The following is a 21,530-nucleotide window of genomic DNA, read 5'->3' on the forward strand; positions in this document are numbered from 1 at the left end:
GATGACAGGGGTTGTCATCAAACTCACTGCGCGGTTGGTTTCAGCAGGCTGGCGCCTGAGGGTTTATGCCCGGCCAGGTGCTGATGCTGGAAGATGCACATGCGGATGGTATTGCGGTATTCACCGTTGATAAAGAACTCGTGAATCAGCTCGCCTTCCACCATAAAGCCCAGCTTGCGGTAGATATGAATCGCTTTCTCGTTCTCTTTGTCCACAATCAGGTACAGCTTGTAGAGATTCAGAACGTTGAATCCGTAATCCATCGCCAGCTTCGCCGCGCGTGAGGCCAGGCCTTTCCCCTGGTGCTCAGGCGAAATGATGATCTGGAACTCTGCCCGACGGTGAACGTGGTTGATTTCAACCAGCTCCACCAGCCCGGCTTTTTCGCCGCCACACTCCACCACAAAACGACGTTCGCTCTGATCGTGAATGTGTTTGTCGTACAGATCCGACAGCTCGACAAAGGCCTCGTAAGGCTCTTCGAACCAGTAGCGCATCACGCTGGCGTTGTTGTCGAGCTGATGGACAAAGCGCAGGTCTTCACGCTCCAGCGGACGGAGCTTAACGTCACACGAAGCCGACATTATGGGGCTACCGTACGGCCAGTGCGGCGGTCCAGGCAGCGCAGGGTGTTAGGCTCCCAGTAGGCATTGACGTTTGCACTTTGCTGACACTTATCGCGTGCGTCAAAAGCGACATCTTCTTTATCCCACTCTTTTTCAGCACGTTTGTTGACCTTCTGACGAAGGCTACGGGTGTCATTCCATTGTTCTTTGTCCATGGCGGCGTTCTGGCGGCTTTGCGCGCTGTCACCAGACTCAATAATGAGTTTGCTGGTTTCGGCTGTCGCAGAGGCGGCAAAAGCGAACGATGACAGCGCCAGCAGGGCTGTCAGACAAAGGCGTTTGCTTAATGTTGTCATAGCGTTTCCTTTTAAATGGGTGCAGATAATCAAGTAACCCCTTACAGATTCTACACCAAAGAGAAAAGACGGCATACCCGCAGCGCAGGTATGGAAAGTTAACGCCATCATCGGGTCTGATGTTTAAATAAATCCTCACCTGAAATGAAAAAGGTACAAAAAAGGGTTTATAAGGGCGGTGTCAGGTGTCCGGTTTTGTGATCGCCAGCTGATTTTATGATCATTATACTTGTATGGTAGTATTGCAATTGAGTAAATTTCCGACATCACAACGAACGATGTAAGGAAAGGAATTATGAAGATTGTCGCGGCTGACGTGTTTGTTACCTGCCCGGGGCGGAACTTTGTCACCCTTAAAATCACCACCGATGACGGGATTGTCGGCCTCGGTGACGCTACGCTGAACGGACGCGAGCTTTCCGTCGCTTCGTACCTGAAGGATCACCTCTGCCCGCAGTTAATTGGCCGCGATGCGCACCGTATCGAAGATATCTGGCAATTCTTCTATAAAGGCGCCTACTGGCGTCGCGGACCGGTCACTATGTCGGCCATCTCCGCCGTGGATATGGCGCTGTGGGACATCAAAGCCAAAGCGGCCAATATGCCGCTCTACCAGCTGCTGGGCGGCGCCTCCCGTGAAGGCGTCATGGTCTACTGCCACACGACCGGTCACACCATTGACGACGTGCTGGAAGATTACGCGCGTCATAAAGAGATGGGCTTCAAGGCGATCCGCGTGCAGTGCGGTGTGCCGGGTATGAAAACCACCTACGGCATGTCGAAAGGAAAAGGGCTGGCCTACGAGCCTGCCACCAAAGGCGACTGGCCGGAAGAGCAGCTCTGGTCGACCGAGAAATACCTCGATTTCACACCCAAACTGTTCGACGCGGTGCGCAGTAAATTTGGCTTCAATGAACACCTCCTGCACGATATGCACCACCGTCTGACGCCCATTGAGGCGGCGCGCTTCGGTAAGAGCATCGAAGACTTCCGCATGTTCTGGATGGAAGATCCCACGCCTGCCGAAAACCAGGCCTGCTTCCGTCTTATTCGCCAGCACACCGTCACGCCCATTGCGGTGGGCGAGGTGTTTAACAGCATCTGGGACTGCAAGCAGCTTATCGAAGAGCAGCTTATCGACTATATCCGCACCACAATCACGCATGCGGGCGGCATCACCGGCATGCGTCGCATCGCTGACTTTGCGTCGCTCTACCAGGTGCGTACCGGTTCGCACGGCCCGTCGGATCTGTCGCCGGTGTGTCATGCCGCCGCGCTGCATTTTGACCTGTGGGTACCGAACTTTGGCGTGCAGGAATATATGGGCTATTCCGAACAAATGCTCGACGTCTTCCCGCACAGCTGGCGCTTTGATAACGGCTATATGCACCCGGGTGACAAGCCAGGGCTGGGCATTGAGTTTGACGAGAAGCTGGCAGCGAAATACCCGTACGATCCGGCGTACCTGCCGGTGGCACGTCTTGAAGACGGTACGCTGTGGAACTGGTAAACGAGGAGCGAACGATGAAAAGCATAGTCATTCAACAGCCGAACCAGCTGGTCATTGAAGCGCGTCCACGCCCGCAGCCAGGCGCAGGCGAAGTGCGCGTCAAAATCACACTCGCCGGGATCTGCGGTTCGGACAGCCACATTTACCGCGGGCATAACCCGTTTGCGAAGTATCCGCGCGTGATTGGCCACGAGTTTTTTGGCGTGATCGATGCCGTTGGCGAGGGCGTGGATCCGTCCCGGTCAGGAGAACGCGTGTCGGTTGACCCGGTGATCAGCTGCGGACACTGCTACCCGTGCTCCGTCGGAAAACCAAACGTCTGCACCTCGCTGGTGGTGCTGGGCGTTCACCGCGACGGGGGTTTCAGCGAATATGCAACGGTACCCGCAAAAAATGCCTGGCGGATCCCGGATGCGATCCCGGATAAACACGCCGTCATGGTTGAGCCATTTACCATTGCCGCCAACGTGACGGGGCAGGCCAACCCTGGTGAACAGGACGTGGCGCTGATCTACGGCGCAGGTCCGATGGGGCTGGTCACCGTGCAGGCGCTGAAGGGCGTCTATAAGGTGAAACAGGTGATTGTGGTTGACCGCATAGACGAACGCCTGGCAATGGCCCAGCGCAGCGGCGCGGACTGGGTCTTTAATAACGGCGAGCAGTCGTTGCAGGCCGCGCTGGACGAGAAAGGCATCAAACCGACGTTAATCATTGATGCCGCCTGTCATCCGTCCATTTTACAGGAAGCGATAACCCTGGCCTCGCCGGCGGCGCGCATCGTGCTGATGGGCTTCTCCAGCGAACCGAGCCAGATTGTTCAGCAGGGCATCACCGGCAAAGAGCTGGCGATTTTCTCCTCGCGCCTGAACGCCAATAAATTCCCGGTCGTCATCGACTGGCTGACAAAAGGACTGATCGACCCGGAAAAACTGATCACCCATACCTTTGACTATCACCATGTAACAGACGCCATTGAACTGTTTGAGAAAGACCAGAGGCAGTGCTGCAAGGTCCTGCTCACGTTCAACCCAGAATAATTCACGCGGTGAAGAGCCCGCGAAGACGGGCTCTATGTGGTACGCATCTTACCTTTCAGAGATAGCCATTATGACGCAAGCACAACCTCAAAGAACCACCTCCGATCTGGTGAAAGCCGCCGTTTCAGGCTGGCTGGGCACCGCGCTGGAGTTCATGGATTTCAAGTTTTATTAGGATTAACATGCTGAAACAGAAGGGAATTACACGACTATTAAAGTTGCATGGGGCACTGATGGGGCAAACTCACTCAATTTTGAGTTCAACAGCGCTACCTGCGCATCGTTATTCTCTGACATCCATTTCCCGTAAACCTGGAAAACCATCTGCGCATCAGCATGACCCATTTGCGAAGCAATGAATGCAGGGTTGGCTCCAGCCGTCAATGACCAACAAGCATATGTGTGACGTGACTGATAAGATTTCCTGTGACGAATTCCTGCACGCTTTACTGCCGTATCCCATGTCTGCCTGACCGAATCGACCGTGAAGTGATCGCCACATGCACCCGTTCTTGAAGTTACGGATGGGAGAAAAACAAACGTGCATTTGTGCTTCTCTTTTTTACCGTACTCTCGAAGGTGAACATCAATCATGTGCTCATTGCCAAGCCTGGTGATTTCAAGTTGGCTCTTCAGAGCTTCAATTGCAGGTTCGATAAGGTGTATTACCCTGTTTGTGCCCGCCTGAGTCTTGGGAACGGTAAATTTATCCTGCGCCAGATTCCTCCTTATCATCATCGTGCCAGCCTTAAGGTCGATATCCTCCCATCCCAAAGCGCACAGCTCGCCCGGTCGGATTCCTGTGTATACAGAAAGAGACCTGAAGTGGCACACTGAATTTGGCCACCTGAACAGAGGTGATATGCTCACCTCAGAACAACACAGGTGCTCCAATGAAAAAAAGAAATTTCAGCGCAGAGTTTAAACGCGAATCCGCTCAACTGGTTGTTGACCAGAACTACACGGTGGCAGATGCCGCCAAAGCTATGGATGTTGGCCTTTCCACAATGACAAGATGGGTCAAACAACTGCGTGATGAGCGTCAGGGCAAAACACCAAAAGCCTCTCCGATAACACCAGAACAAATCGAAATACGTGAGCTGAGGAAAAAGCTACAACGCATTGAAATGGAGAATGAAATATTAAAAAAGGCTACCGCGCTCTTGATGTCAGACTCCCTGAACAGTTCTCGATAATCGGGAAACTCAGAGCGCATTATCCTGTGGTCACACTCTGCCATGTGTTCGGGGTTCATCGCAGCAGCTACAGATACTGGAAAAACCGTCCTGAAAAACCAGACGGCAGACGGGCTGTATTACGCAGTCAGGTACTTGAGCTACATGGCATCAGCCACGGTTCGGCCGGAGCAAGAAGCATCGCCACAATGGCAACCCGGAGAGGCTACCAGATGGGACGCTGGCTTGCTGGCAGGCTCATGAAAGAGCTGGGGCTGGTCAGCTGTCAGCAGCCGACTCACCGGTATAAACGTGGTGGTCATGAACATGTTGCTATCCCTAACTACCTTGAACGGCAGTTCGCCGTGACCGAGCCAAATCAGGTGTGGTGCGGTGATGTGACCTATATCTGGACGGGTAAGCGCTGGGCGTACCTCGCCGTTGTTCTCGACCTGTTCGCAAGAAAACCAGTGGGCTGGGCCATGTCGTTCTCGCCGGACAGCAGGCTCACCATGAAAGCGCTGGAAATGGCATGGGAAACCCGTGGTAAGCCCGGCGGGGTGATGTTCCACAGCGATCAGGGCAGTCATTATACGAGCAGGCAGTTCCGGCAGTTATTGTGGCGATACCAGATCAGGCAGAGTATGAGCCGGCGCGGAAATTGCTGGGATAACAGCCCAATGGAACGCTTCTTCAGAAGTCTGAAGAACGAATGGATACCGGTGGTGGGTTACGTAAGCTTCAGCGAGGCAGCTCACGCCATAACGGATTATATCGTTGGATATTACAGCGCACTAAGACCGCACGAATATAACGGTGGGTTACCCCCAAACGAATCGGAAAATCGATACTGGAAAAACTCTAACTCGGTGGCCAGTTTTTGTTGACCACTTCAACCACATGTTTTTTGCTTGCTGACTGCGACACGCCTCTATGAGCCTGACAAACTCTTCCCTTGATAGCGGATCCGGTACGACTCGTGACTCTCTTAGTGGCGATATTCCCTTGAATGGTGTGTCATCGAGATACCCGTTTTCAACGCCAAACTGAAAGATGGCGAAAAGGTTAGTCATGTAGTTATTGACCGTCACAGCAGAACGCCCTGGCTCAGTAACTACATACTGAGTTTTCGGAAGCTGATAACCGGTCAACAATTCCTTCCTTACCTCAAGAATCCTTTCTTTACTTATCGACGATGCGATTGTCTTCTCACCGAGAATGAGCAGAACGTTTTTGATTATCGTCCGGTATGTCTTAATCGACGTTGATGCGACATCAGTCTCTTTAAGTGATAAATACTTCTCTGCAAGTTCTCCTATGGTTAGCGCCTTACTCACCTCACCAAATCGCTGAAGGTTAGGGGAGTTTGGAAACTGTGATGCATAGTTGAAAGTTCCCGTCTTTACTGCGTAGACAATGCTTGTACGCAGCTCTCCGGCAATCTTTCTGTTCTTCGCCGTATCAGGTACACCAAGACTTTCCCTTACCCTGACACCGTTATAGATAAACCACAGGCGCAGCGTGCCCCCGTGGTTTTCAACCCCGGTTGGATACTTCATGCATCTTCCTCTTTGGTTAATCGAAGGGGTATTTAAGCAGATTTCTTGCGGGGAATCGCGGGTTGCTGACGCTCAACCCATTTGTCGACTTCGTGGCGGTTGTAGAGGATAGGGGAGTTGTCCTTCGGCTGGCAGTCGCATGAGTAATGGCGGTACTCTTTTCCCTCCATCCATGACGTTTCTCTGGCTAATCTGATCGCGTTTTTGGTCAGGCCGGTAATCGCCATCAGAACCTTCTCTGATACCCACTTATTGGGGACAAGCTGAATCATATCGCTCATGGGTTTCTCCAGGCAAAAAAGAACCCGGCGAGTGGCCGGGCAAAAGGGATCACGAGGCAGTGCTTTCGCACCCAATAGCCAGCTCATAACTGGCTATCAGTTGCGTCATAACCGGCTGAGGCTTTTTTCCAGCCATTCAGGGTCGGGCACCATCTCATCACATACTTCTGGCTCTTCGAGAGCATCACGAAAAGCTGCTGCAACAATCTTCCCACCCATAAACGACATGCCAGCGCTAACAGGCGGCTCTTTACCGTCCTCATACTCAAATACGAACGTCATCTTTACCATAATTTCTCCTCATGCCGCACGCTGGGCGCGCAGCGATTTGATATGCTCGCTCGTCTCCAGTTCGGCACGTATCTGTGCCGCCTCCCGGTGATCGAGGTGCTCAAAGTCATTGTTGAATCGGTCGATTGAAGCGGTGTTTATCCGGCCCTGTCGCCAGTAGCGGACTATCTGAGAAGTGCAGCTGTGGATGATTACAGGCCAACCTGAATGGTCAGCGTAAATCTGACCCCGTTGAATTAGCTGGAACATTGGCTGACTCCTGATTGCGCTTTAATTCCTCTCGGTATGCAGCAACCTCTTTGGCTTTTCTTTTTTGCCGCGGCGAAGGTTTTGCGTGCTCCCAAACAAAAGGCCAATTGCTGCCCCATACCAACCAGCGTCTATTGCTAATTCGATATGTATTATTGATGTGAGCGCCAAGCAGCCGACGGGCTTTTCTGTTATTCATGACAGCCCCCTCTGCTTATTCCTCAATTCGATGACGCTCTGGCACTCCGCGCACGTCTGGCAGCCGGGAACGGCAGCGCGCCGCGGCTCGGGAATCGGTTCGTCGCATTCTTCACAACGCTCAGCTGATACGTCGTTACGGTTCACTCGGTGAGCGGAAAGGGCAGCGTTACGCTGAAGCTCTTCAATCTCTGCTGCGGTATCGATGATATCGGCCATGGTCAATGCTCCCGGAACTGTCGGTTAATTCGGTTGAAGGTGAACGCCAGCAATAAAAAAGGAGCCTTAAGCTCCCGGGTGATTAGTGCCTTCATGCTGCACCGCCTTCACTCTTCACGGCTTCGACCGCCATCTGCTCAAGCCGTCGGGATAACTCGGCGGCCAGCGTCTGGAAATCTTCATCGGTCGCCACCGGGATCGGCACAAAGCGAATCCCGATGTGCGCCAGGTGGTTGGCTATTTCGAGGCTTTTCCTCAAATCAACTGGTGAGGCTCTGTTCATGCAGCGCGGTCCTCTTCCTGGAAGATAATTTCCATTTCCAACTTCTCGGCCAAGGCATTCTCCGCGCGGGCGCCTGCTGATTTTTCCCAACCACGCAGCATGAAAACAGCATCAGCACAGCGAAGCATTGATAGGCAGATGTCCATATACTCCGCCTGAGTTAATCCACCCGGGAGCAGTGCGGGATTAAGGACCACATGACCTTTCGACCCGAGGAAAACATGCGCATGGTTGAAAGCGGCGCGGTTAAAATTAGGTAGGCCGCTCATGGGTCCGGCAATATAAACTTTCACGATTCCACTCCGAAGCGGCGATTAAGCCTGCCTGTGTATACGACGAACTCCAGGAGGCTAACTCCCAGAGCTTCAATTTTCTTGTGATGCTTGTTGATGATGGGGGGAACCGTTTCGTTCCAGTTAGGCTTTGGCTTCTTGCACATGGCCTGCTGGATTTCCTCGGTGCAGCGGCGGCAGGCGGCGCGGATGGCGTTTTCATTTGCTGGTGTCATGCGGCCTCCCGGCGGGCGAGAAGTTTCGCCCCGAAAGCCATCAGCTCGTCCCGGTCCACAGTTGCGAAGTGGCAGTGTGTACGCGGGTACGGTCGCCAGATGATGAGCATCGACCCTTTGTTGTTGCCGCTTACCGGCTTACCGGTGACCGGGTTGATAAATGCCAGCCGCCCGGCGGTGATGAAGCGAACCTCGCTGGCTGTCTGGATAGCCTCTTTGAACCATCCAACCGAAGTGTCTGCCGGGACCAGTATGACCGTGCCGATCTGATTGGCGCTCTCGGCAGCGGCCTTTTTAACGAACGGCGTGATGTCGCTATATGGCGGATTAAGCCAGACGTATCCAGGCACATTCAGGTAATCAGCCCATGGCGTTTCCAGCGTGTTCTGCTCGGCAGTGATGAACTTGCGGCACAGAGCGTTATGCGGCGCTGCGGCGGCATCCAGTTGGAAGCAAAACTCAGCATCAAGGGAAACGAAGATGGCTGGTGGAGTGCGCCAGAGGTCGCGCTGATCCGCTGGCGTGTTGCTGCCTGTGTAATCAGTCATGCCGCCTCCTGCCTTTCCCGATATTCCTCAGCGAGCCGCTGCGCCTTTAATGGATTGCTGACCACTTCACCCCATGGCATTAGCCAGCCGTTACCAATGAAGGGAAGGCATAGTGTGCCAACCCTGATGTCGTCGTGAGCGTGAGTCATAGCGATGCCTTTCAGAAGGGGATGTCATCGTCGAACTGAGGATGCTGATTGCTCTGCGATACCTGACGGTTGGCCTGCTGCAGCCGCGATTCAGGGACCGCATTCGGATCCTGCTGATTACCACCCCATCCGCCGCCGCTATGTGATGGTGCGCCCCAGCCACCGCGAGACGAATCGTGAGGTTTGCGGTCGTCTTTGTCTTTCATGGTGCGCTCGAGTGTGGCGATCGCTTCCGCAGGTGTTTTGTCAGTGAATTCTTTATAGGTCAGACGACTTCCCGGCTGGAAAACATGTCGGACTTCGAATTTGTAGCTGTCACTGCCATCTGTCTTGGTGGTGAGGATTTTTTGCAGGAACAAGCCGACACGCTTACCTTCAAGAGCTGGCAGACACCATTCAGGACCGCTTTGCCCCTGTCGCTGTTGCGCCTGAGCGTCTTTAACCTGCGCAGCCCACATGATGGCGGCGATCAAACCCATACCAAAAGTCTGCGTGCCGTCGCGCCCGAGGAAGTTGATGCGCAGGAAGTTTGCTTTCTGGCCGTCAGCGTCGAGCGAAAGAACAAGTGTCTGCGACTGTGAGCCGTCCTTGCCGAACTCATACACAGCGGAGGTGATCACCCCTTCGTATGCGCCTGTTTCAGAAATGCCAGCGGAGGATCCTGCTTTGAGCGCTGCTTCTGCCGACTGCTGGTTCCAGGTAAAGCTGATTGGTTGGTTCATCGTTATCTCTCTTATAAGTCAGTGAATTCAGAAATTGCGTTGTCGAACGCCGCCAGGTCGTTATCCATGTCAGTCACTTCTGGCCCGAACAGGTCAGGAGGACATTTCACGGTGTCGTTGTCGTCGCCCTTCAACAGGAAAAGGTGTTTTCCGTCGCGCTTGATGATGCGCAAAACGATTGGGAAGTAGCCTTCGGGTGTGAGCTTTTCGTTAAGCATCTTGCCGACGGTCTTCATCCTGATTTTCCCTTCGCTCTCTTCGGTGTGAGCGAGGAAGTAAACGCGGAAGTCGTCAGGGAGCTGGGTTGCAGCTTCGATGATGCGCCAGGCGTGCTCCGCCATTTCGGTGAACTTGGTGTAGCCAGTCTCATAGGCCCGGTCCATGTTCTCGTGCTGCATGATGGCCTGGAAGTCATCAATGATGAGCATCCGGCGACCGCTACGCGCAGCGTTTTGGATTACTTCGAACAGATGCCGGGCATTTCTGATGTCGACCACGTTCCCTCGCTGAATAGAGTTATCCGGCAGGCGTTTACCGTGAAGCTTCCAGCCGTTATTGCGGAACGGAAGGGCCTTACGAATACATCGAGCGAGAATGGCATTTTCCGGGTTAACGTTGCGGATGCTGTACGTCTTGCCATACCCGGAGTCGGCAAGGATGAGAGTCATCACCGCCATAAATCACCCCTTAAGCCAGTGTTTGATGGTGAAGAGAATGTCTTCGTCGTCGCTGTTGCTGGACAACCAGCGGAGATAGCCAGGGTCGACCTTCGCAATTTCTTCAAAAGTCAGGCCCTTGTGCTTGCCGAACCGGATCGCCTTAATCAGTGACGGGCTGTTTGAAATGGCGCGCATTTCGCCAAATGTCCATTTCGCCAGGCGGCCCATGTAAAGAAGCAATTCAGCAGTCACGTAGCAGTCATACAGCGCGCGGTGTGCATACAGGCCTTCGGGTAGTTCAGGTTTCAGGCCCAGGCTGTAGCGCAGGTACTGGTTACTGTGGCTTGGGTGATCAGGGAGAAGGGCGCGGGCCAGCTTTGCAGTACAAATCCATGGCGCGTCGATTTGCGGCAGTTTCGACTTGTCGAACTTCGCGTTGTGCGCGACGTAAGCCTGCGCGCCAAGGTAACGCCCGATAACCTCGCCAATCAGCGGGGCGTCAGCGACCATATCTTCGGTGATGTGGTGTATAGCCATAGCCTCGAAACTGATCGCTTCAGTGGGCTTCACAAAGTCGCTCATGGGATTGCAAATAACACCGTCAACAATATCCACGCTGGCAATCTCCAGCACACTGCCTTCCAGGCTGGTAGTTTCGGTATCAATAACTCGCAACATGCTTAATCTCCGTAAGGTGGTCGTTAACTGCGTCAAATTCTGCGAGCTGGTGGGCCAGTGATTCGAGGTCTTCCGGCTGCAGGTCATACAGCAGGCAGAGCATGGCAACCATCAGCAATCCGGTCTGCTGAGTTACCATCGCGTTCTCCGTGATGTCTTGGCGCGGGAGGGGTTCTGTCGGAAGAACTTCTCAGCGCAGCCTTTGTCGGTGCAGAAATGCTTTTGAGACGTCGACATGTAGGTCGATACCGTCTGAACAGTGCAATCGCTCTTATGGCGCCGCGCGCCGCAGTAAGCACACATTACAGAGCTGAGGTACTCGGTAGCCGAGTCGAGAATGATGCTTTCGGCAAAACTGCCGGGCACGCCACGGGAATCGACATACTCAATCATGCTCTCGGTGCGCCCGGCGCTGTTGGTGAATGACCCGCGCCCGGTAAGTTTGATGATTTGCCCGCCGAGTTTCAGTCGGGATCCTTCTGGCAAACTTGCCAGACGTTCAGAGGTTAATCGCTCGTAAGGTTGCATAAAGACTCCTTAAAAAGTGCGTGCGAATGCCGCCCGCATAAAGCCAGGCCGATCGGTTGAATAGGGGGGTTAGGCTGTTTTTCTATGCCACGGATAACCGATGGCGACCTTCATTTCGTCGTAGGCTGCCATCCACATGGCGCCATCACCGATAAACAGGGCAATGGCTGCTTTACTCTGCGCGGCGCGCAGCAGGTGATGATTGATCATGCCTTCACCTCAACCTGTTTCAGGAGGCCAGCGATATGCATCTGCCAGCGGTTAAGCGTCAGCTTGTCACGCGGGCTTGATACCGACGTCAGCTGCCACTCGTTATCGTTGAGCTTTTTGGCGGTGTACTGCTTGCCGTTGTGGGTGACTGTCATGATGCCTCCCGGGCGCGGAGCATGGCGTCGGCAATGCTGTATGCATCGCTTGCTAAATCACTAAACGCTCCATAGTTGCATTCGCTGCTGATGATTCCCTGCATAGCCTTGGCCGCAAAGTAGTCACGGATCGTCATGTCATCTGTAGTGACTGAAACTTCTTCTGGATATGGCTTGTCATCAAACCGGTAAAGCAGGTCGTAATCGCCGGCATCGTCAAAACTGGTGACTTCGTACGCCCAGCGGTGACCCGCCCATTCAAATGACTGGCCATTTCTGGCGCTGCCGGATCGCGCTTTCAGATAAGCAGCATGGTCATCAGAGTTTTTATAAACCTTCATGGTGTATTTCATAATTATCTCCGCGCTTAAGGCCGCGCCGCCGAACGGTTAATACAAGACTTCAACGCATTTATTCAGTGTTTCAATGGGCGGTGGATGGCCGCCGGTTGTCATAAATGGGCAGACTCGAAAATCTGCCTATGTATGGCCGATAAAAAACCCGCCGGAGCGGGTTAGTCATCATCATCGTCATCAAGGTTTATGGTCTTAACCCAAACGCCTCTCGTGTTTCGCGCACACCAGTCATCGGCTTCATGCCATGAGCTAAACGTTAAGTTTTCGTCGAATTCATCCTTGGCTATCTCTACGCCTTCAGCGTCATCGACATTCAAAAGCACAATCAGTCTCGGCATCGCCTTACCCTCTGTCGTTACCCGCTGATGCGGGAGAAATGCTTTATCTATCAGCTGCTACAACTCATCACGAATCTGTGAGATTGTGCTGATCGCCTGGTAATGACCGCGACGCTGCTCTTCTGTTTTGAACGCACGCATATCGTCTTTTATCGATGCGATTGCCTTATTCAGAACTTCCACTTGCGCTTCTTTAATCGCCTGTTTGCGTGGCTTCTGACGCTTCTTAGGAAGGTCTCTTAAACACGCCGGAATGTATGTCTGAGTCATAAAAAATCCTCTTGTGATTCAGCACAGCCCACTCAGCTTCGAATGGACTGGAATAAATCTTTTTTCGCTTTGCCATAATTGCCGCTCTTCCTGAGCCCGCCTATGGTCCGACGCATGGTTTACTGTCGCGCCGTTCGACTGACCGAATCTCCACTTCGCCGCTGGCTAACTTCGCTCAGCTGTCGATGTTTCGTTTCGATGGGGTAACAATACTAGCGGTATTAATATATAGCAATACCGCCAGTATTAATAAATCTTTGATTAATACTAAGAGTATGAATTTGATGTGATTTTATTTTTGTAAATACCAGTGCTACGCTTAAAAAAACAGCAGGAGGGATGTGCATGGTTCTGGATGAAGAGCGTATAAGCATGAAAATTCAGGCGATGGGGCGGGCGGTCATGGAGTTGTCACTGGCAGATTTACCTATGACCCAGCAAAACATCATCGACAAGCTGAAGCAGTACCGGAAGGAAACAGGAAACGTGACAGGGAAGGGAGCTAACAGGGATGCTGCGGAGTTGGTGAGGAAGGGGCAATAAAAAAGCCCGCACGGGCGGGCAGGTAGTGTTGCGATAGTTGTTGTTATCAGCTTCAGGCTGGATAGTTATCGGCAGAATGGGGGATAGCTTTATGGGTGGGCAATAAAAAACCCGGCGCGGTGGCCGGGTTATGCTTGGATGCGATGCATTATTTTTCTTTGAATAGCATTTATATCAGACATGTCAGGAGCAATATCATTGGCCGCAAACATTAGTCGGCTTGAGTCCTTTTTGGGAAGTTCAGATAGGTTAGAGCATATTGCTATTGAATCGAACTGATCATTATTTGCTGATAAATGCTGCAAAGTAATTGTGGTAAGCCTGGCTTTATCTTTGTTGGCTATACCAAACAGATACAAAGGTCTTTTTGAGTTTGTTTCTATTTTGAAATCAATAACATAGTCTTGACTATTAGGAACATTGGCTTGATAATTTTCAATCAAATTATCAACTCCTACAATATTTATTACCGCTTCTTTAAGATCATCATAGAAGCTAGATTCCGTACGAGTCTTAGTCCACATTCCAATATCATATAGCCTTGTAATGCCTTGCCCAAACCTGAAAAGATTTCGCATCAAGCTTTGTGCATCTGACAACAAATAAATCTCACCATCATCATCATTTAGCCCAGATTCTGAAAGCAAAGCTTGGTACAAATTTCCTCTGCTACCAGTGAGGATTTTGTTGAGGTCCATTTCATAACTCAATCGCATCATAGTTGTTCCCATGTCAGTAATTTTCCATCCAGCTGACTCAGGTTTTAAATAGGCAACTATAACGTCCCCATCACGGGCGGTCATAGGTAACGTGACGGCAACCATACCATGACGCTGAGTAACGTACACCGAGCCACATAAGCTAGTGCAAATTTCTCTTTCAATAGCATCAAGGTCAATTGTCATCAAACATATCTCTGGTTGTATCTATGTCAGGTAATGTTAAGCCCATAATTTTGCAATCGCCTACTAAGCATTTTAGTGCGCCATTACAATTGTTGTATCTGTCTGTTGCAACTGCGAAGTGTTCAGGCTTTCGACCGAGATCTATATACCTTTCCGTTGCTCTATGCACATGACACTTGTAGCTTACGTCATCACCTTCAAGTGGGTTTTCATGGGGGTGATCACATCCGTTATATCTTACGAGTGTCACCGGTTCTTGACCAGGTATTTCTAGTCGTAATCCGCATGAAAAATTATCTGGCAATATCGTATTTTGTCTGATGTATAACGTGTACTTTCTTTTCCCATCAGATGACTCAACATCATAGTTTTTTCGTTTAGATTTGCGTTGTTCCACCCATCGCGCGCGCGGGTTGGTTACCACTTTAGCTTCACTTATAAACTCTTCAATCTGTGAATCTGTTAATGAGATATTGTCCATGTCTGATTAATTTTTCTTAAATTAAATCAATAAAATATAGCTTGCTAACGCTACGAGCTATACCCCACCCAACCCACCTTACCTACTCAAACATATCTCAGGCCACCTTTACCAACTATACGCCGACCAGAACACCTTGCCGATCAGACCAGCCGCATCTTCGTCTCTACAGCAACACCGATAATTCGACAGTTACCATTCACCGCTACCAATGGCCACTGTGGATTTAAACCCTTCAGGTACTTCTGCCCACCATCGATCACCAGCTTCTTAAAAGTCGCCTCGTTAGAATCGGATAGCTTTGCTATTACCAAGCTTCCGTTGATCGCCTCCCGACCAGTATCGAAGAGGACAAAGGTTCCTTCAGGAATGCTCAAGCCAGCTGGCGCCGTCATTGAGTCACCATCAACCTGCAGCCAGAACGCCTCCCCCTGAATGTGAGCATCTGATTCAAGCCAAAGGTCGATATCTTTAAGGGTGTACGGCTCAACAGCTTCGCACCATGCTCCTGCCTGGACTTTACTAATCACCGGATATTTTGAGCCAGGTGAATAATGCCCGGCGAACGAAGTATTTTCCGAAGCAACCGAACTCATATCAGAGATATCCTTCGCCAGGGAAGGGCTGAAGTCAGAGACACTAACCCCAAGAAGCCTCGCAAATACCGATGCTACCGCTGTATTTAAGGCATTCCTTCCATTCAGGTAATGGCCGACGGCACCCTGAGATATGTCCAGCGCGTCCGCAATGGATTGCTGAGTAATACCCAGTTCTTTTTTCTTCGCTTCGTAAAGGGCTTTTAAACGCTGTGAATCAGCCACTTGAGCGGGGGTGAGGATCTTTTTCTTTTCCATTATCAGATATTAATACCAAAGCTCATATTTTAAAAATACCGCAGGTATTGCTTTATGTAATACTTCTGGTATTGTTTGGTTATGCACTCAAAGGAGCAACCACATGAAGATTTCTTTAGCTGAGTTTGTTGGCGAGGTAGGTCAGGCCAAAGCAGCTGACGCTATCGGTGTACACCAGACGGCAATCAGCAAGGCAATTAGGGTTGGGCGTCAGATTTTTATCAACCGACTGCCCGACGGGAAAATAAAGGCTGAAGAAATCAAGCCTTTCCCGCACAGCAAAACCCCGTAAGTACTACCGCTCTTTAACAATCTGGAACCCAATTTAACTGGCTGAGTAATCAGCCAATCGAAACCTATTTAATTAAGGGAATGCAAATGCAATCACTTACGTATCAACACAATACCGGAACCGAAACGGCTCCGTTGATTTCGATTTATCAAGGCGTTCCGCGCAATAACAGTAAGCTAACCAGGATCCGCGAAGCTGTTCGCGCCTGGCAGAAGGCAACGCCCGGACAGGCTCAGGTACACATTTCGCAGCTGGTAGCAAAGGAGTGGTTGGCGCGCGGCGGTCGTGGATTGCTGCTGGCCGGTTCTGAGCACAACACCAAGCAGAACTTCTTCCGGATGATTAACGACCCTGGCCCTAAGAACGATAAAGGCCTGGTGCTGCTGATCCCAGTCATTGTTGATGTGATGGCTCGGGATAACGAGCAGGTGGCACGTCAGTTCGGTCTGGTGAAAGGCAAGACGAAAGAGGAGTTGATTGCGGAGGCCATGAAAGAGTGCACTGAAGCGCATCAGGCGAAGTTACTTGGTCAGCCGATACAACGCCTTGAGAAAGAGGTGAGAGAAGCTGCTGAAGCACTGCTGCGCTTCCTGCCAACTGAATCAATCGCTGCGGTGGTGACAAGTCTGGCCGCTATGGCGCCGGGAGTTATGTGATGGGTACTACCAAAAAAGCGAAAGCCCTTGAAGCGGTCACTTCAAAGGCCCTTATCACACTGTGTTACGCCAAGTAACTGGAGTAAGTATGTCAAAAACTCGCAAAAAGTACCAGGAAAAAGAGGAACGTCGCCACCCAGATTCACCAGATGGCCTGGTTGTCGCTGCCTCAAAAAACCGGGCGTTCGCTGAGCGCTTCGTTGGCATGGCAAGACTGGCACTGATTCAGGCAGGGGTGAAGCATGGGCGTCGTTAAGTTAGCAGACAGGAACGGAGGCGCGTATTCCTCCAGGAGCTCTCGCGTGGATAACAGGAAGCAAGGTCACTTTTCCTTGTTCAGAAGCGCTCTCATGGCACCGTGGTCAAAGGATACGGCTAAGTTAGCCCTGTGGGTGCGCCTGCTTGGTGAAGCTCGCTTTAAGCCTGGCAGCGTTGAATTTGCTGGCCGCGAATGGATGCTTGGGGCGGGGCAGTTGGTCACCACCACCGCCATCATGGCAAGAAAACTTCGCGATCAGGACGGCAACGAGAAGAGTTCAAAAGCTGTTGAGCGAATGCTGAATTTCTTCTGCCGGGAAGGGATGTTAAGCACCAAAGGAACACCCTTCGGAACCGTGATCACCATCACAAATTACTGTGAATATCAGGGTATTTCAGGCGTCGAAGGTAGTGACGAGCCTCCCGTCGAGCCCAAACCCAGTGCTGGCGCGGTCTTGAAGTTTGCACCCGTCGAAGGGGGTGACGAACCACCCGTCGAACAGAACAAGAATGGAGTTAACAAGAATAATAAAACCCCCCTTACCCCCCAGGGGGAAAAATCGCTCGCTCAGGATGTGATGGATTACTTCAACGAGCTTACAGGAAGCCGCTGCGCTGCCTTAGCGCCTTTCGAAAAAGCGCTTACCACGGTGAAGAGCAAAGACCAGTGCTACACCGCTGAAGAGCTGAAACTCGTTATCCGCTGGGCCCATGTGAACTGGGGTCACAGCTTCAAGCCAGAGAACCTGTGCCGTATGACCCGCTTTGATGGATACCTGTCAGACGCCCTGATATGGGCAGATGGTCATGGAAGCAACCCGAAAGCCTGTCCGCACGAAGAGATCATCAAGCTCTGGAATGAAAAATTCCCTTCGAAGGCCGTTTCACTGCATGAGTGGAACCGCCGCCGTCCGGCCTATCGAGACCTGGAAGCTGTGTGGAACGGCAAAACCACCCAGGGCAACTGGCGCGAACTGAAGCACATGGGCATGGCCTTTGAGCTGATTAGCAAGTCTTCCCTGTTCGGCACCAGAGGCGATCAGCCATGGCTGACTCTCGACTGGATACTGAATCCGAAGAACTGGGGATCTGTCTACGAGCAGGCCATCAACGAGCACCGTGAGCGCAAGGGAGTCAAAGCATGAGCCGTTTTATCGATTTGTACGTTGAGCAGGCCGTCATCGGCGGGATCATGCTTGCAGCGGGCCGCACAGACGGCGTTGACATGGCGACTGACGCGATTGAGGGGCTGACTGAGGACCACTTCACAGCAACGCCTCACAAGGTGGCTCTGCGGTCCTACAAACGCCTCAACGAGTCCGGGGAGAAGATAGACCTGCTGACGTTGACCAGCGACCTTGAACGGCTTGGCGCGCTGGAAAGTGCCGGGGGATTCGCTTACCTGGCTGAATGCAGCAAAAATACACCGTCGTTCGCTAACCTTTCCTCGTACTGCGAAAAGTTGCGGGAAATGCATCTCGGCCGCCGGATGACCCTGGCGCTACAGGTAGGGATCCAGAAGCTGTCCGAACCATCCAGTGAGGGTATCGCTGACATCATCGGCAACATACAGGCGGATATCTCTGGCATCGAGCACAACACCGACTACGGCACCGAGCACATCACCACCGGGATCGACATGTCCCTCGAGACTATCCAGTCGATTATCAGCGGCGATATCTGGAAGCACAAAACCGAGCTGGGCATGGCAACCATCGACAGCGCATTCGGCGGGTTCAACAACACCGATTTCATCGTTGTCGGCGGGCGCCCTGGCATGGGGAAAACTATGTTCAGCACCACCGTGACCGAGACAGTCGGCCTGAAAAACAAAAAGCCGGTGCTGTTCTTCAGTCTCGAGATGCCAGTGGAACAAATCTCTGAGCGAGTCGCGTTCCACCGGGCCCGGGTGAGCAAAGAGGATTTACTCAGCAAGCAGAGCGGCGTGATGGATGGTGCCTGGGGAAAGGTCGGCCACTGCATGAAGGATTTCATCGAAGCCCCGATCTATATCAACGACAAGCCATCCCTCAGCGTTCATCAGGTGCGAGCGGAAGCAAGGCGAATGAGCAAGAAACTGGGTGGACTTGGTGTGGTCATTGTCGATTACCTCCAGAAGATGCGCATGTCTGACCCTGAGAACATGAACCGCAGCGTAGGGGAGATCGCAACCGGCCTGAAAAACCTGGCGAAAGAGTTGCGTTGCCCGGTCATCGCACTGGCTCAGCTTAACCGTAAGGTCGAAGAACGCGCTAATAAGCGCCCGGTCGCAGCTGACCTCCGCGAGTCTGGTGTTATCGAGCAGGAAGCCGATGTGATTTTCATGATCTACCGGGATGAGAAATACAACCCGAACACAGAACTGAAAGGCATCACCGAAATCATCTGTGTGAAGTCCCGCCATGCGCCGGGGGCAGAAAAGACCTACCACTTCAGCAGCCGCTACTCAGGCCTGGACCCGGTAGATTTCACCTACAGCGGCCAGATGCAACAGGAGGCTGACTATGAGTGCTAAGACGATGAAAGGCAAACAGGCAATTCTGCGTTATCTCGAAACGCACCGGACCTTCACCGCGAAGGATGTGGCAACAGAGTGCGGCATGACCATCAACTGCATCACGAAGAACGCTATCGATCTGGAGCGGGCCCGCAAGATTGTCCGGGTGAGCAAGGTCTGGCGAACGGTGACTTATCGCCTGGCGACGCCGGAAGAGCAGGACGGCACCGCACGCAACTGCACCAACGGAATATTTCAGGAGTGCCGCAACAGCGCGGCTATGAAGCGAGTATTGATGGTTTGGGGGAGGGCAGGGGTATGAAAATTTACATCGCAGGACCAATGACGGGTTATGAAAATTACAACCGTCCGATGTTTAACGCAGTAGCACAGCAGATGTTATCAGGAGGTCATGTCGCATTAAATCCGGCCACGCTCCCGGATGGTTTATCTCAGCGTGAGTATATGGACATCTGTCTGGCAATGCTTCGCTGTGCTGATGCTATTCACATGCTCCATGGATGGCAAGAGTCGGAAGGTGCCGTCGCTGAGCATGCCATGGCTAAAAAGCTGGGAATTAAAATTTCTTACCAATTTGAAGGAGCTGCCGCATGAAACCAACATACGAAGAACTTGAAGCCAAGTGCGCGGCGCTGGCTGCTGAAAAAGAGAAATTCGCTGTCGAGTGCGCAGCCACAAAGATCGCCATTGCATACCTAAAATCAGGCCGACATGATTTTACGCTTAACACCCCGGCCACCGACGCTTTCCTGGCTGAAGTGCGGGCGCAGGGTGTGGAAGAGTTTCTGAGAGATAGCCAATTACCTTATCAAATTGCAACTGTGTTGGCTGATTACGACAGCGTCGATGATGCAACGCTCCAGACCGTTATTTGGTCTGGGCAGCCGCCAGAGCCTGATGGCGACGTTTGGCACCTCGAATATGTGTCTCGCGGTAACGCAATTGTGCGCGCTGTTTTGAAGGAGCTTCGCAAAGGAGTGCAGTCATGAGCAACATCGACAAACGCGCATTACGGGAAGCGGCCAATGCGGCAAACGCTGCATCATGGGGGAATTGGGAGCCTTACAAGCCACACAAAGGTGCGCGCGGATATGAGGTTAAGGTCGGGGTGAAAGCAATCGCCCAGCACTGCCTCAAGGTTGATTCAGCATTCATCGCCGCCGCCAGCCCCGCCACCGTGCTGGCGCTGCTGGATGAGTTGGAAGCCGCAGAGAAGCGCATCTCTGAACTGGAAGAGCGCAATGCTGAAATATTACGACAGGCACGATCTTTCAGAGAGGCTCATGAATCGGCCTCAGAAATAATCCGCAGGATGGAGAGAAGCAAGCCAGTGGTTATCCTTCCAACTACACGCTTGTGGGCTGGCAAGGTCCCATGCTTTGAGGAGGAGGAGATTATCTCATTACTGGAAGCCGCTGGAATCATCACTAATGTAGGGGGTAGGGATGTGGCTGAATTTACGAAAGAGCGCATTATCGAAGAGCTGAAAGCCTCGACGCAGAACGCCAATGGTATGTTTGAAATCAGCGAGGACACAATCTGCGACTTGATGTCCTTGCTCACCTGCGCAGCACCAAAGTTACCGCAGCCAGCGGTGCCTGATATGGCGACAGTAGAAACAACATACCCGGATGTGCAGACAAACTGGCAGGATGCAAAGATGTACGCAGAAGGCTGGAACGCCTGCCGAGCCGCCATGCTTCAGGCCGAACCTGTAAGTAATAGTGATGAGTTACCGCTGGACTATCTGCAAGGACACAAAGACGGACTGGAGTGGGCTGCACAACTGGCAGAGGCCAATCATCCACAAACAGGTGACTGGCTGTACGATGACCCAATCGATCTTGCACGGGCGATTAGCAAAGGTCCAGATATGCCTACCGCTCAGGCTGGCAACCATACCGAGCAACACCTCGACATGGTAGACCATTCTGGTGATGCCAACAAAATGGTGGCTGGCAACTCTCCGGTAATTCCGGATTGCTCATGCCGAACCTGCCGCCCCGTGACCTTTAGTGATAGTAGATTCGTCGTCTGCCCTGAATGCGGAAACAAACGCTGCCCGCACGCCAATGACCATCGGAATGCATGTAGCGGAAGCAATGAGCCAGGGCAGGAAGGTAGCGCGTACCCAGCGGCACCGCAGCAGGAGGTGAAGTGACGAACAAGATGACGAGA

The 21,530-nt window shown here is 52.2% G+C and carries 38 protein-coding genes and 3 pseudogenes; 14 read left to right on the forward strand and 27 right to left on the reverse strand.

The genetic code is table 11. The annotated features are described in order from the left end of the window. Positions 1–23 precede the first annotated feature (23 nt). Both speG and L3068_RS10470 read right to left on the reverse strand, forming a co-directional pair. The gene (gene speG, locus L3068_RS10465; protein WP_014883673.1) at positions 24–584 is read right to left on the reverse strand and encodes a spermidine N1-acetyltransferase; all 561 of its coding nucleotides are present in this window, start codon (positions 582–584) and stop codon (positions 24–26) included. Continuing rightward, a complete protein-coding gene (locus tag L3068_RS10470; protein ID WP_008502414.1) occupies positions 584–922 on the reverse strand; it encodes a DUF1283 family protein in 339 nt (112 codons plus the stop codon). The genes speG and L3068_RS10470 overlap by 1 nt, the downstream gene beginning before the upstream one ends. A 295-nt stretch (positions 923–1,217) precedes the next feature. On the opposite strand from L3068_RS10470, the gene rspA reads away from it, so the two are divergent. Further along, positions 1,218–2,432 (forward strand): starvation-sensing protein RspA, encoded by a 1,215-nt coding sequence (rspA, locus tag L3068_RS10475; RefSeq protein WP_014883675.1) that lies wholly within the window; start codon positions 1,218–1,220, stop codon positions 2,430–2,432. Between the two features lie 14 nt (positions 2,433–2,446). Further along, complete coding sequence (locus tag L3068_RS10480; RefSeq protein ID WP_047626285.1) at positions 2,447–3,469, forward strand: Zn-dependent oxidoreductase; 1,023 nt, start codon at positions 2,447–2,449, stop codon at positions 3,467–3,469. Positions 3,470–3,670: 201 nt separating this feature from the next. Here L3068_RS10480 and L3068_RS10485 read toward each other — a convergent pair. Beyond that, positions 3,671–4,285 (reverse strand): annotated as a pseudogene (locus tag L3068_RS10485) (site-specific integrase); the annotation flags it as partial. Between the two features lie 77 nt (positions 4,286–4,362). Between L3068_RS10485 and L3068_RS10490 the strand changes: the two are divergent. After that, a protein-coding gene (locus L3068_RS10490; protein WP_094461488.1) for an IS3-like element IS911 family transposase occupies positions 4,363–5,531 on the forward strand; the annotation gives its coding sequence in 2 pieces (ribosomal slippage) (positions 4,363–4,612 and positions 4,612–5,531; 1,170 coding nt in all). A 9-nt stretch (positions 5,532–5,540) separates the two neighbouring features. Here L3068_RS10490 and L3068_RS10495 read toward each other — a convergent pair. From L3068_RS10495 to L3068_RS10595, 21 genes and pseudogenes are all read right to left on the reverse strand, one after another. Next, positions 5,541–6,203, reverse strand: a pseudogene (locus L3068_RS10495) (Arm DNA-binding domain-containing protein); the annotation flags it as partial. 32 nt (positions 6,204–6,235) lie between these two features. Continuing rightward, complete coding sequence (gene xisR / locus L3068_RS10500; RefSeq protein WP_031274995.1) at positions 6,236–6,484, reverse strand: excisionase family protein; 249 nt, start codon at positions 6,482–6,484, stop codon at positions 6,236–6,238. 105 nt (positions 6,485–6,589) lie between these two features. Beyond that, a complete protein-coding gene (locus L3068_RS10505) occupies positions 6,590–6,775 on the reverse strand; it encodes a hypothetical protein (RefSeq protein WP_236904837.1) in 186 nt (61 codons plus the stop codon). A gap of 9 nt (positions 6,776–6,784) precedes the next feature. After that, entirely contained in the window at positions 6,785–7,024 is a 240-nt protein-coding gene (locus L3068_RS10510) for a DUF4222 domain-containing protein (RefSeq protein WP_044856908.1), read from the reverse strand. Next, positions 6,987–7,223, reverse strand: coding sequence for a hypothetical protein (locus L3068_RS10515; protein ID WP_236904881.1), 237 nt, complete (start codon positions 7,221–7,223; stop codon positions 6,987–6,989). Before L3068_RS10515 ends, L3068_RS10510 begins: the two co-directional genes overlap by 38 nt. After that, a complete protein-coding gene (locus L3068_RS10520) occupies positions 7,220–7,441 on the reverse strand; it encodes a TraR/DksA family transcriptional regulator (RefSeq protein ID WP_236904838.1) in 222 nt (73 codons plus the stop codon). Before L3068_RS10520 ends, L3068_RS10515 begins: the two co-directional genes overlap by 4 nt. Before the next feature lie 91 nt (positions 7,442–7,532). Then, the gene (locus L3068_RS10525) at positions 7,533–7,724 is read right to left on the reverse strand and encodes a DUF1382 family protein (protein WP_236904839.1); all 192 of its coding nucleotides are present in this window, start codon (positions 7,722–7,724) and stop codon (positions 7,533–7,535) included. Beyond that, positions 7,721–8,017 carry a DUF4406 domain-containing protein gene (locus tag L3068_RS10530; RefSeq protein WP_236904840.1) on the reverse strand — a complete coding sequence of 99 codons (297 nt, stop codon included), beginning with the start codon at positions 8,015–8,017 and terminating at the stop codon, positions 7,721–7,723. Before L3068_RS10530 ends, L3068_RS10525 begins: the two co-directional genes overlap by 4 nt. Next, complete coding sequence (locus tag L3068_RS10535; RefSeq protein WP_236904841.1) at positions 8,014–8,232, reverse strand: hypothetical protein; 219 nt, start codon at positions 8,230–8,232, stop codon at positions 8,014–8,016. Before L3068_RS10535 ends, L3068_RS10530 begins: the two co-directional genes overlap by 4 nt. Next, entirely contained in the window at positions 8,229–8,780 is a 552-nt protein-coding gene (locus tag L3068_RS10540; RefSeq protein WP_236904842.1) for a phage N-6-adenine-methyltransferase, read from the reverse strand. The genes L3068_RS10535 and L3068_RS10540 overlap by 4 nt, the downstream gene beginning before the upstream one ends. Continuing rightward, a complete protein-coding gene (locus L3068_RS10545; protein WP_006809793.1) occupies positions 8,777–8,929 on the reverse strand; it encodes a DUF1317 family protein in 153 nt (50 codons plus the stop codon). Before L3068_RS10545 ends, L3068_RS10540 begins: the two co-directional genes overlap by 4 nt. An 11-nt stretch (positions 8,930–8,940) precedes the next feature. Then, a complete protein-coding gene (locus L3068_RS10550; protein WP_236904843.1) occupies positions 8,941–9,651 on the reverse strand; it encodes a single stranded DNA-binding domain-containing protein in 711 nt (236 codons plus the stop codon). A gap of 11 nt (positions 9,652–9,662) precedes the next feature. After that, on the reverse strand, positions 9,663–10,328 hold the full coding sequence (locus L3068_RS10555) for an ATP-binding protein (RefSeq protein ID WP_174340443.1): 666 nt from the start codon (positions 10,326–10,328) through the stop codon (positions 9,663–9,665). A gap of 3 nt (positions 10,329–10,331) precedes the next feature. Next, the gene (exoX, locus tag L3068_RS10560) at positions 10,332–10,988 is read right to left on the reverse strand and encodes an exodeoxyribonuclease X (protein WP_032628892.1); all 657 of its coding nucleotides are present in this window, start codon (positions 10,986–10,988) and stop codon (positions 10,332–10,334) included. Then, positions 10,972–11,127 carry a hypothetical protein gene (locus tag L3068_RS10565; RefSeq protein WP_205914921.1) on the reverse strand — a complete coding sequence of 52 codons (156 nt, stop codon included), beginning with the start codon at positions 11,125–11,127 and terminating at the stop codon, positions 10,972–10,974. Before L3068_RS10565 ends, exoX begins: the two co-directional genes overlap by 17 nt. After that, positions 11,121–11,516: a hypothetical protein gene (locus L3068_RS10570; RefSeq protein WP_205914919.1), complete on the reverse strand. Its 396-nt coding sequence runs from the start codon at positions 11,514–11,516 to the stop codon at positions 11,121–11,123. The genes L3068_RS10565 and L3068_RS10570 overlap by 7 nt, the downstream gene beginning before the upstream one ends. 69 nt (positions 11,517–11,585) lie before the next feature. Then, positions 11,586–11,726: a host cell division inhibitory peptide Kil gene (kil, locus tag L3068_RS10575; protein WP_023327239.1), complete on the reverse strand. Its 141-nt coding sequence runs from the start codon at positions 11,724–11,726 to the stop codon at positions 11,586–11,588. After that, positions 11,723–11,881: a hypothetical protein gene (locus L3068_RS10580; protein WP_047721611.1), complete on the reverse strand. Its 159-nt coding sequence runs from the start codon at positions 11,879–11,881 to the stop codon at positions 11,723–11,725. Before L3068_RS10580 ends, kil begins: the two co-directional genes overlap by 4 nt. Beyond that, a complete protein-coding gene (locus tag L3068_RS10585; RefSeq protein ID WP_163374169.1) occupies positions 11,878–12,234 on the reverse strand; it encodes a hypothetical protein in 357 nt (118 codons plus the stop codon). Before L3068_RS10585 ends, L3068_RS10580 begins: the two co-directional genes overlap by 4 nt. A 161-nt stretch (positions 12,235–12,395) precedes the next feature. Beyond that, a complete protein-coding gene (locus L3068_RS10590; protein ID WP_125913348.1) occupies positions 12,396–12,575 on the reverse strand; it encodes a hypothetical protein in 180 nt (59 codons plus the stop codon). A gap of 57 nt (positions 12,576–12,632) precedes the next feature. After that, positions 12,633–12,845: a hypothetical protein gene (locus L3068_RS10595; protein WP_058681693.1), complete on the reverse strand. Its 213-nt coding sequence runs from the start codon at positions 12,843–12,845 to the stop codon at positions 12,633–12,635. 345 nt (positions 12,846–13,190) lie between these two features. Here L3068_RS10595 and L3068_RS10600 point away from each other — a divergent pair, with 345 nt between their 5' ends. After that, positions 13,191–13,388: a hypothetical protein gene (locus tag L3068_RS10600; RefSeq protein WP_059596189.1), complete on the forward strand. Its 198-nt coding sequence runs from the start codon at positions 13,191–13,193 to the stop codon at positions 13,386–13,388. Between the two features lie 128 nt (positions 13,389–13,516). Here L3068_RS10600 and L3068_RS10605 read toward each other — a convergent pair whose 3' ends face one another. The 3 genes from L3068_RS10605 to L3068_RS10615 form a co-directional block, all read right to left on the reverse strand. After that, the gene (locus L3068_RS10605; RefSeq protein WP_045336351.1) at positions 13,517–14,293 is read right to left on the reverse strand and encodes a DUF1828 domain-containing protein; all 777 of its coding nucleotides are present in this window, start codon (positions 14,291–14,293) and stop codon (positions 13,517–13,519) included. Then, on the reverse strand, positions 14,283–14,774 hold the full coding sequence (locus tag L3068_RS10610) for a DUF6978 family protein (RefSeq protein ID WP_072049080.1): 492 nt from the start codon (positions 14,772–14,774) through the stop codon (positions 14,283–14,285). Before L3068_RS10610 ends, L3068_RS10605 begins: the two co-directional genes overlap by 11 nt. A 143-nt stretch (positions 14,775–14,917) precedes the next feature. Beyond that, the gene (locus L3068_RS10615; protein WP_236904844.1) at positions 14,918–15,628 is read right to left on the reverse strand and encodes a LexA family protein; all 711 of its coding nucleotides are present in this window, start codon (positions 15,626–15,628) and stop codon (positions 14,918–14,920) included. Between the two features lie 103 nt (positions 15,629–15,731). Here L3068_RS10615 and L3068_RS10620 point away from each other — a divergent pair, with 103 nt between their 5' ends. From L3068_RS10620 to L3068_RS25410, 10 genes and pseudogenes are all read left to right on the forward strand, one after another. Continuing rightward, positions 15,732–15,920: a Cro/CI family transcriptional regulator gene (locus tag L3068_RS10620; RefSeq protein WP_023306036.1), complete on the forward strand. Its 189-nt coding sequence runs from the start codon at positions 15,732–15,734 to the stop codon at positions 15,918–15,920. A gap of 86 nt (positions 15,921–16,006) precedes the next feature. Next, positions 16,007–16,576 carry a toxin YdaT family protein gene (locus L3068_RS10625; RefSeq protein ID WP_236904845.1) on the forward strand — a complete coding sequence of 190 codons (570 nt, stop codon included), beginning with the start codon at positions 16,007–16,009 and terminating at the stop codon, positions 16,574–16,576. Between the two features lie 88 nt (positions 16,577–16,664). Further along, entirely contained in the window at positions 16,665–16,832 is a 168-nt protein-coding gene (locus tag L3068_RS10630; protein WP_013095956.1) for a hypothetical protein, read from the forward strand. A gap of 46 nt (positions 16,833–16,878) precedes the next feature. Continuing rightward, the gene (locus L3068_RS10635) at positions 16,879–17,979 is read left to right on the forward strand and encodes a DNA replication protein (protein ID WP_236904846.1); all 1,101 of its coding nucleotides are present in this window, start codon (positions 16,879–16,881) and stop codon (positions 17,977–17,979) included. Then, positions 17,976–19,349: a replicative DNA helicase gene (locus L3068_RS10640; RefSeq protein WP_236904847.1), complete on the forward strand. Its 1,374-nt coding sequence runs from the start codon at positions 17,976–17,978 to the stop codon at positions 19,347–19,349. Before L3068_RS10635 ends, L3068_RS10640 begins: the two co-directional genes overlap by 4 nt. Further along, positions 19,339–19,653: a protein ren gene (locus L3068_RS10645; protein ID WP_128310941.1), complete on the forward strand. Its 315-nt coding sequence runs from the start codon at positions 19,339–19,341 to the stop codon at positions 19,651–19,653. The genes L3068_RS10640 and L3068_RS10645 overlap by 11 nt, the downstream gene beginning before the upstream one ends. Then, the gene (locus L3068_RS10650; protein WP_023303592.1) at positions 19,650–19,946 is read left to right on the forward strand and encodes a DUF4406 domain-containing protein; all 297 of its coding nucleotides are present in this window, start codon (positions 19,650–19,652) and stop codon (positions 19,944–19,946) included. The genes L3068_RS10645 and L3068_RS10650 overlap by 4 nt, the downstream gene beginning before the upstream one ends. Then, positions 19,943–20,341, forward strand: a complete 399-nt coding sequence (locus tag L3068_RS10655) for a hypothetical protein (protein ID WP_236904848.1) — start codon at positions 19,943–19,945, stop codon at positions 20,339–20,341. Before L3068_RS10650 ends, L3068_RS10655 begins: the two co-directional genes overlap by 4 nt. Continuing rightward, positions 20,338–20,661: pseudogene (locus tag L3068_RS10660) on the forward strand (ead/Ea22-like family protein); the annotation flags it as partial. The gene L3068_RS10655 and the pseudogene L3068_RS10660, both read left to right, overlap by 4 nt. Positions 20,662–20,865: 204 nt before the next feature. Next, positions 20,866–21,513 carry a hypothetical protein gene (locus tag L3068_RS25410; RefSeq protein ID WP_420169878.1) on the forward strand — a complete coding sequence of 216 codons (648 nt, stop codon included), beginning with the start codon at positions 20,866–20,868 and terminating at the stop codon, positions 21,511–21,513. The last annotated feature ends 17 nt before the right edge of the window (positions 21,514–21,530 follow it).

Source organism: Enterobacter cloacae complex sp. ECL414 (genome assembly GCF_021869685.1).
In the GTDB taxonomy this organism is placed as follows: Bacteria; Pseudomonadota; Gammaproteobacteria; order Enterobacterales; family Enterobacteriaceae; genus Enterobacter; species Enterobacter kobei.

Excerpts from the sequence above, each read along its gene's own strand:
- L3068_RS10600 (WP_059596189.1), top strand. The coding sequence starts at position 13,191 with ATGGTTCTGGATGAAGAGCGTATAAGCATGAAAATTCAGGCGATGGGG.
- L3068_RS10555 (WP_174340443.1), bottom strand. The coding sequence starts at position 10,328 with ATGGCGGTGATGACTCTCATCCTTGCCGACTCCGGGTATGGCAAGACG.
- L3068_RS10525 (WP_236904839.1), bottom strand. The coding sequence starts at position 7,724 with ATGAACAGAGCCTCACCAGTTGATTTGAGGAAAAGCCTCGAAATAGCC.
- xisR (WP_031274995.1), bottom strand. The coding sequence starts at position 6,484 with ATGAGCGATATGATTCAGCTTGTCCCCAATAAGTGGGTATCAGAGAAG.
- L3068_RS10610 (WP_072049080.1), bottom strand. The coding sequence starts at position 14,774 with ATGGACAATATCTCATTAACAGATTCACAGATTGAAGAGTTTATAAGT.
- L3068_RS10615 (WP_236904844.1), bottom strand. The coding sequence starts at position 15,628 with ATGGAAAAGAAAAAGATCCTCACCCCCGCTCAAGTGGCTGATTCACAG.
- L3068_RS10515 (WP_236904881.1), bottom strand. The coding sequence starts at position 7,223 with ATGAATAACAGAAAAGCCCGTCGGCTGCTTGGCGCTCACATCAATAAT.
- L3068_RS10540 (WP_236904842.1), bottom strand. The coding sequence starts at position 8,780 with ATGACTGATTACACAGGCAGCAACACGCCAGCGGATCAGCGCGACCTC.
- L3068_RS10570 (WP_205914919.1), bottom strand. The coding sequence starts at position 11,516 with ATGCAACCTTACGAGCGATTAACCTCTGAACGTCTGGCAAGTTTGCCA.
- L3068_RS10645 (WP_128310941.1), top strand. The coding sequence starts at position 19,339 with ATGAGTGCTAAGACGATGAAAGGCAAACAGGCAATTCTGCGTTATCTC.
- L3068_RS10510 (WP_044856908.1), bottom strand. The coding sequence starts at position 7,024 with ATGTTCCAGCTAATTCAACGGGGTCAGATTTACGCTGACCATTCAGGT.
- L3068_RS10655 (WP_236904848.1), top strand. The coding sequence starts at position 19,943 with ATGAAACCAACATACGAAGAACTTGAAGCCAAGTGCGCGGCGCTGGCT.
- L3068_RS10550 (WP_236904843.1), bottom strand. The coding sequence starts at position 9,651 with ATGAACCAACCAATCAGCTTTACCTGGAACCAGCAGTCGGCAGAAGCA.
- exoX (WP_032628892.1), bottom strand. The coding sequence starts at position 10,988 with ATGTTGCGAGTTATTGATACCGAAACTACCAGCCTGGAAGGCAGTGTG.
- L3068_RS10585 (WP_163374169.1), bottom strand. The coding sequence starts at position 12,234 with ATGAAATACACCATGAAGGTTTATAAAAACTCTGATGACCATGCTGCT.
- kil (WP_023327239.1), bottom strand. The coding sequence starts at position 11,726 with ATGATCAATCATCACCTGCTGCGCGCCGCGCAGAGTAAAGCAGCCATT.
- L3068_RS10605 (WP_045336351.1), bottom strand. The coding sequence starts at position 14,293 with ATGACAATTGACCTTGATGCTATTGAAAGAGAAATTTGCACTAGCTTA.
- L3068_RS10595 (WP_058681693.1), bottom strand. The coding sequence starts at position 12,845 with ATGACTCAGACATACATTCCGGCGTGTTTAAGAGACCTTCCTAAGAAG.
- L3068_RS10545 (WP_006809793.1), bottom strand. The coding sequence starts at position 8,929 with ATGACTCACGCTCACGACGACATCAGGGTTGGCACACTATGCCTTCCC.
- L3068_RS10650 (WP_023303592.1), top strand. The coding sequence starts at position 19,650 with ATGAAAATTTACATCGCAGGACCAATGACGGGTTATGAAAATTACAAC.
- L3068_RS10535 (WP_236904841.1), bottom strand. The coding sequence starts at position 8,232 with ATGACACCAGCAAATGAAAACGCCATCCGCGCCGCCTGCCGCCGCTGC.
- L3068_RS10580 (WP_047721611.1), bottom strand. The coding sequence starts at position 11,881 with ATGACAGTCACCCACAACGGCAAGCAGTACACCGCCAAAAAGCTCAAC.
- L3068_RS10565 (WP_205914921.1), bottom strand. The coding sequence starts at position 11,127 with ATGGTAACTCAGCAGACCGGATTGCTGATGGTTGCCATGCTCTGCCTG.
- L3068_RS10590 (WP_125913348.1), bottom strand. The coding sequence starts at position 12,575 with ATGCCGAGACTGATTGTGCTTTTGAATGTCGATGACGCTGAAGGCGTA.
- L3068_RS10480 (WP_047626285.1), top strand. The coding sequence starts at position 2,447 with ATGAAAAGCATAGTCATTCAACAGCCGAACCAGCTGGTCATTGAAGCG.
- L3068_RS10505 (WP_236904837.1), bottom strand. The coding sequence starts at position 6,775 with ATGGTAAAGATGACGTTCGTATTTGAGTATGAGGACGGTAAAGAGCCG.
- L3068_RS10640 (WP_236904847.1), top strand. The coding sequence starts at position 17,976 with ATGAGCCGTTTTATCGATTTGTACGTTGAGCAGGCCGTCATCGGCGGG.
- L3068_RS10470 (WP_008502414.1), bottom strand. The coding sequence starts at position 922 with ATGACAACATTAAGCAAACGCCTTTGTCTGACAGCCCTGCTGGCGCTG.
- L3068_RS10520 (WP_236904838.1), bottom strand. The coding sequence starts at position 7,441 with ATGGCCGATATCATCGATACCGCAGCAGAGATTGAAGAGCTTCAGCGT.
- L3068_RS10620 (WP_023306036.1), top strand. The coding sequence starts at position 15,732 with ATGAAGATTTCTTTAGCTGAGTTTGTTGGCGAGGTAGGTCAGGCCAAA.
- L3068_RS10630 (WP_013095956.1), top strand. The coding sequence starts at position 16,665 with ATGTCAAAAACTCGCAAAAAGTACCAGGAAAAAGAGGAACGTCGCCAC.
- rspA (WP_014883675.1), top strand. The coding sequence starts at position 1,218 with ATGAAGATTGTCGCGGCTGACGTGTTTGTTACCTGCCCGGGGCGGAAC.
- L3068_RS10625 (WP_236904845.1), top strand. The coding sequence starts at position 16,007 with ATGCAATCACTTACGTATCAACACAATACCGGAACCGAAACGGCTCCG.
- L3068_RS25410 (WP_420169878.1), top strand. The coding sequence starts at position 20,866 with ATGTTTGAAATCAGCGAGGACACAATCTGCGACTTGATGTCCTTGCTC.
- speG (WP_014883673.1), bottom strand. The coding sequence starts at position 584 with ATGTCGGCTTCGTGTGACGTTAAGCTCCGTCCGCTGGAGCGTGAAGAC.